Raw genomic sequence first — 4,533 nt, 5'->3', positions numbered from 1 at the left:
GGGGTAGTGACCGGGTAGCTGCGATAACCGCCAACTTTTGAAAGGACGTTCCTTTTACCAGACAATAGAGGTTAAGTCAGGACGCACCAAAGAGTCAAACTGTCATATTTCTGGTTAGCAATGAGTTTCGTCTAATTCGATCAATCGCTTGTTCATGTCATCTGGATACTCCCAGTACGCTTTTCCTTTATTAGGAGCAATTTGAAGAGTTAAATGTTTTGCAATGTCGTCATCGTTACAGTCAGGTGCCCCAAGGATCCATACTGGATAGTCCGAAACAGAAGCTTCCAGTTCAAAATTTTTGGCAATGTTTTCCATGTCTTCAATAGATACGGTCTCCCAAGAGAATATGAGCCTAGCAGTGACCTTGTTGCACTTTGAGCAAGGAAAAACTTTGTTTTCAAAGACTTCTGTTCCATCTGAAACAATAGGCGGGAAAGCATCATACCTCTGATCGTTCGGCTTTTGGGCTACGAACTCGAGAAGAGCATCTGACATTTGCTGGGTCACTGATGCCACGATGTGTTGGTTATTATTTTGAGGATCTTTGACATAAGGTTGGAGTTGGGTATCCCCCATTGGAGTACCACTTACTATGATCCCGCCTATTTCTGCCTCTCCATTCCTTAATATGACATACGTGTTTCCACTCTTTTGAACAGAAATGCCAGAAGGTAGTTGTAACTGATTCATTTATAGTTTCTCCGCAGCGGTCAGCGCTGTATGGATCGTTTTAAATGGTAGTAATAAGGATAAAGGGGAATCTAATAACGGGATCGCCCCATAACTCGCGTACCATTGTGCAACATGTTCATTTTTTGCATCAATTAACAAAGCAACTCCACCTGCCTGTGCTGCAACCAGCAAACTGCGCCGTCCAGCTGCAAGCAGGAGTTGACCGCCTAATCCAAGACCTTGAACCGATGAGTCGACAGCAAGTCGACCAAGCCGGAATACTGGTACATCATGTCGAGCGTGACCACGCTTGATCACCTCTGGAGCACGATCATAGGCGATGGAGGCAGGGCTGAGGCTGTAGTAGCCCAATACCTTTTCATTGTTCTTGCTAACAGCAAGATAGGTTTTTGCCCCACCTTTCTCATGACTTTGTCTAGCGTGGCGATATAGAAATTGAATTAACACTTCATTTCCGCAATCAAAAGCACCGCGATCGTGATGTTTGCTTACTGCCTCTTCGTGCCAGAGAGGGAGTGTCATGATTGTTTCGGCATAGCAAATGCCGCGGCCATTAATTTATCATTAGGTGTCGGTGGGTTATCCAAAAGATCCAGAACATGCAGGCTATCTTTTTCAGTCAACTCCAGCCGCTCATTCTCATCAATGATCTTTCGTGCCGCTGATATCACGTTTCTAAGCACAAACTCAGTCAGATTGGTGTGCTGTAAAGCGGCGGCCCGCATTAACAATAACTTTTCATTTGAGGCTATACGTAACGACATGCGATCATTCGTTTCTACTGGGATTTGAGGCATAGTGAACCCCTCCGGTTTTGTACATATTGAAATTGTACATGAACAGTGTCAAATACGAACGTTTTTGGCACAATCTCAAATATGCCTAATTTCTCTGTATCAGAGAAAGCTTTCATGTTTCAATACTCATCTCAAAAACAAAGTATCAATACCTTCTTATATAGATGAGTTTTGGTACATTTTAAGGATGAATTTCGTGTTAATTGGATACGCTCGAGTCTCCACCCAATCTCAAAGCCTTGAGTTGCAAATCAATGCACTCAAAAAAGCAGGTTGTGAAAAAATTTTTACAGATATTGCCAGTGGGGCTAAAACGGCAAGGCCTGGACTAAAAGATGCCGAAATGGTGCTACGAGAAGGAGATGCTTTGGTTGTTTGCAAATTGGATCGCCTCGGGCGTTCCATCCAACACCTGATTGAATCCATTAACCATCTTAAAGGAAAAGGCATTGGCTTTCGCAGTCTACAGGAATCCATAGACACACAAACCAGTGGTGGGAAGCTGGTATTTCATCTCTTTAGCGCTCTGGCTGAATTTGAGCGTGATTTGATTCGGGAGCGAACGAATGCTGGATTAGAAGTTGCACGAGCTCGTGGTAAGAAAGGGGGACGCCCTAAGTCCTTGAGTCAGTCAAAAAATATTGCTCTGCTTAAACAGATGTATGCAGATCCTAATTACTCGATTGATGATATATGTAAGATGTTGAGCATATCTCGCTCCACCTTTTACCGCTACTTAAAATCTGATAATCACGAGAGTGATGACCAATGAAACGAATTTGGAGTATCGATGAACTTGCTGAGCATTGGAGTTTAAAGTACGAAGAAACCCAATTACTCAAATCAAAACCAAGTAGGAATCACTTCACGAGTATGACTGGCGAGGACGAACGGGGACACGGCACCGTCAAAAAATCCTTGATTTCCTCGGCATCCGACGTGTATCTGCAATAGACAAAACCACCTTTTCAGCTTGGCTCATCGAAAATCAATATCCACATGGAGCAAGTATAGAAGATGCAACTGAATCCGCTTTCGCGTGGTTTCAAAACAATCAGATAGAGTGTCCAGCAGACAAAGAACTGGAACGCTTGGTGCGCTCGGTATATCAGCAGTTTGAGCTTAACCTTTATGAGCACTTTGCAAGCTGCCTGTCGCCGGAAAGCAAAATACAGATGGAGCGATCTCTCGATGGAGTCAAAGGTGTCGTCAACTTTGGTGACATCAAAGCTGACCCGGGCCGTCTTGGTTTAGATAGCGTTTTTAAAGAAGTAGAGAAGCTTTCATTTATACGCTCATTACATCTGCCCATTGAAAACTTAGCCGCTTTTAACACCAAAGTGTTACAACGTTATAGGCAACGGGTTAATAGTGAGACTGCCTGGGAAGTCAAACAGCATCCTGAGAATATTCGCTATGGACTCTACACCATATTTCTATATTGGCGGCAACGAGAAATCATCGATGGTTTGAGTGAGTTATTCATTCAAATCGTTCATCGGTTATCAGCTCGCGCTGAACGAAAGCTGGTAAAAACGTTACTCAGTGATTTCCAGAAGGTACATGGGAAAACAGCATTACTTTTTGAATAGCGGAAGCCGCTTTGAATAATCCCAACGGTCAGGTTAAAGAAGTGTTATACCCTGTAGCAGGAGAAGATACGCTAAAAAGCCTGCTCAAAGAATACAAGTCATCTGGACTCGCCTATCAAAAACAAGTTCATAAGATACTCCGGTCATCCTATAGCAACCATTACCGACGCATGTTGCCTAAGATCTTAGATGCACTGACTTTTGTTCGAACAACACTCAGCATCGCCCAGTACTGGATGCTTTGGATTGGTTGAAATGCAATCAGGCCAATAGCCAACGATATATCAAGCTCGATGATTCTATTCCAGTCGATGGGGTGATCCAGCCTAAATGGAGAGAGGTTGTTATCGAAGACAATCAAGGCGAGAAGCGTATCAACCGAATAAACTACGAAATCTGTGTTTTGCAGGCATTGAGGAAACGGCTACGTTGCAAGGAAATATGGGTAATAGATGCTGACCGTTACCGAAACCCCGATGATGATTTACCACTGGATTTTGATATTAATCGCGAAAGTTATTATCACGATCTTGGTCAAACAATCAATGCAACAGCCTTTGTCGAAAAACTTCGTGGCGAAATGCGTTCAGCACTTGAGTTACTCAATCGGGAGATGCCTAAAAACCGCAAGGTTCGAATCTTGTCCCAAGGTAAAATCGAATTTCGATTACACCACTGACGCCCCAAGAGGAGCCAATGAACCTTGCTTACCTGAAGCGAGAGATCACCGAACGATGGCCCATGACCAGTTTGCTTGATGTTCTCAAGGAAGCTGACTTGCGAATTGGATTCAGCGATCATTTCAAAACCGTAGCCGAACGTGAAAATCTTGAGCGTCATTGTTTGCCGCAACGTATATTACTCTGCCTCTACGGAATGGGCACGAACACAGGATCAAAACGAGTTAGCGGAAGCCGGCATGGTATTAGTTACAAAGAATTGCTGAATGTGCGTCGGCGCTTTATTCACAAAGCGGCATTACGTAACGCCATTGGGCAAGTTGCAAACGCAATTTTCACTGCCCGAAACTCTTCTATTTGGGGAGAAGGTACAACATCCTGCGCCTCGGATTCCTAGAAGTTTGGCTCTTGGGATCAAAATCTAATGACCGAATGGCACATTTCGGTATGACGGCCGTGGTGTTATGATTTATTGGCATGTAGAGAAGAAATCAACCTGTATCTATTCTCAGCTTAAACGCTGCTCCTCTTCAGAAGTCGCTTCTATGATTGAGGGGGTATTACGTCACTGCACGGATATGGAAATTGACCAACAGTATGTCGATAGTCATGGCCAAAGTGAAGTTGCTTTCGCTTTTTCTCATTTACTTGGGTTCGACCTATTGCCTCGTCTCAAAGCCATCGCCAGTCAAAAACTCTATAGACCAGGGGATGATAAAACCATCGATTATCCAAATCTAGAGTCAGTACTAACGCGTCCCATCAACT

The 4,533-nt window shown here is 43.8% G+C and carries 10 protein-coding genes; 7 read left to right on the top strand and 3 right to left on the bottom strand.

What is annotated here, in order from left to right; genetic code table 11:
• Positions 1–114 precede the first annotated feature (114 nt).
• From BLO31_RS02000 to BLO31_RS01990, 3 genes are read right to left on the bottom strand one after another with little or no spacing between them, the layout of a single operon-like run.
• Positions 115–693: a hypothetical protein gene (locus BLO31_RS02000; protein ID WP_070962652.1), complete on the bottom strand. Its 579-nt coding sequence runs from the start codon at positions 691–693 to the stop codon at positions 115–117.
• Positions 694–1,218 carry a GNAT family N-acetyltransferase gene (locus tag BLO31_RS01995; protein ID WP_070962651.1) on the bottom strand — a complete coding sequence of 175 codons (525 nt, stop codon included), beginning with the start codon at positions 1,216–1,218 and terminating at the stop codon, positions 694–696.
• Positions 1,215–1,493, bottom strand: a complete 279-nt coding sequence (locus BLO31_RS01990; protein WP_070962650.1) for a type II toxin-antitoxin system TacA family antitoxin — start codon at positions 1,491–1,493, stop codon at positions 1,215–1,217. Before BLO31_RS01990 ends, BLO31_RS01995 begins: the two co-directional genes overlap by 4 nt.
• A 196-nt stretch (positions 1,494–1,689) precedes the next feature.
• Between BLO31_RS01990 and BLO31_RS01985 the strand changes: the two genes are divergently transcribed.
• The 7 genes from BLO31_RS01985 to BLO31_RS24790 all read left to right on the top strand — a co-directional run.
• Positions 1,690–2,265 carry a recombinase family protein gene (locus BLO31_RS01985; protein WP_070962649.1) on the top strand — a complete coding sequence of 192 codons (576 nt, stop codon included), beginning with the start codon at positions 1,690–1,692 and terminating at the stop codon, positions 2,263–2,265.
• Positions 2,262–2,447 carry a hypothetical protein gene (locus BLO31_RS01980; RefSeq protein ID WP_070962648.1) on the top strand — a complete coding sequence of 62 codons (186 nt, stop codon included), beginning with the start codon at positions 2,262–2,264 and terminating at the stop codon, positions 2,445–2,447. The genes BLO31_RS01985 and BLO31_RS01980 overlap by 4 nt, the downstream gene beginning before the upstream one ends.
• Positions 2,448–2,587: 140 nt before the next feature.
• Entirely contained in the window at positions 2,588–3,085 is a 498-nt protein-coding gene (locus BLO31_RS01975; protein ID WP_139158916.1) for a hypothetical protein, read from the top strand.
• 11 nt (positions 3,086–3,096) lie between these two features.
• Positions 3,097–3,339 carry a hypothetical protein gene (locus tag BLO31_RS01970; RefSeq protein ID WP_070962646.1) on the top strand — a complete coding sequence of 81 codons (243 nt, stop codon included), beginning with the start codon at positions 3,097–3,099 and terminating at the stop codon, positions 3,337–3,339.
• Positions 3,327–3,764, top strand: coding sequence for a hypothetical protein (locus tag BLO31_RS01965; protein WP_139158915.1), 438 nt, complete (start codon positions 3,327–3,329; stop codon positions 3,762–3,764). Before BLO31_RS01970 ends, BLO31_RS01965 begins: the two co-directional genes overlap by 13 nt.
• Before the next feature lie 17 nt (positions 3,765–3,781).
• The gene (locus tag BLO31_RS24795) at positions 3,782–4,162 is read left to right on the top strand and encodes a Tn3 family transposase (RefSeq protein ID WP_070962644.1); all 381 of its coding nucleotides are present in this window, start codon (positions 3,782–3,784) and stop codon (positions 4,160–4,162) included.
• Between the two features lie 67 nt (positions 4,163–4,229).
• Positions 4,230–4,533, top strand: a 304-nt coding sequence (locus BLO31_RS24790) for a Tn3 family transposase (RefSeq protein ID WP_139158914.1), incomplete at its 3' end; no start/stop codon positions are given.

Source organism: Vibrio sonorensis (assembly GCF_001854765.1).
Classification (GTDB): Bacteria; Pseudomonadota; Gammaproteobacteria; order Enterobacterales; family Vibrionaceae; genus Vibrio; species Vibrio sonorensis.
Note: the sequence above shows the minus strand (reverse complement) of the source record. Positions and strands in the feature narration are given on the sequence as shown.

What these genes read in the sequence shown, in the direction of transcription:
- BLO31_RS01995 (WP_070962651.1), bottom strand. Translation starts at nt 1,218, where the DNA reads ATGACACTCCCTCTCTGGCACGAAGAGGCAGTAAGCAAACATCACGAT.
- BLO31_RS24795 (WP_070962644.1), top strand. Translation starts at nt 3,782, where the DNA reads ATGAACCTTGCTTACCTGAAGCGAGAGATCACCGAACGATGGCCCATG.
- BLO31_RS01990 (WP_070962650.1), bottom strand. Translation starts at nt 1,493, where the DNA reads ATGCCTCAAATCCCAGTAGAAACGAATGATCGCATGTCGTTACGTATA.
- BLO31_RS02000 (WP_070962652.1), bottom strand. Translation starts at nt 693, where the DNA reads ATGAATCAGTTACAACTACCTTCTGGCATTTCTGTTCAAAAGAGTGGA.
- BLO31_RS01980 (WP_070962648.1), top strand. Translation starts at nt 2,262, where the DNA reads ATGAAACGAATTTGGAGTATCGATGAACTTGCTGAGCATTGGAGTTTA.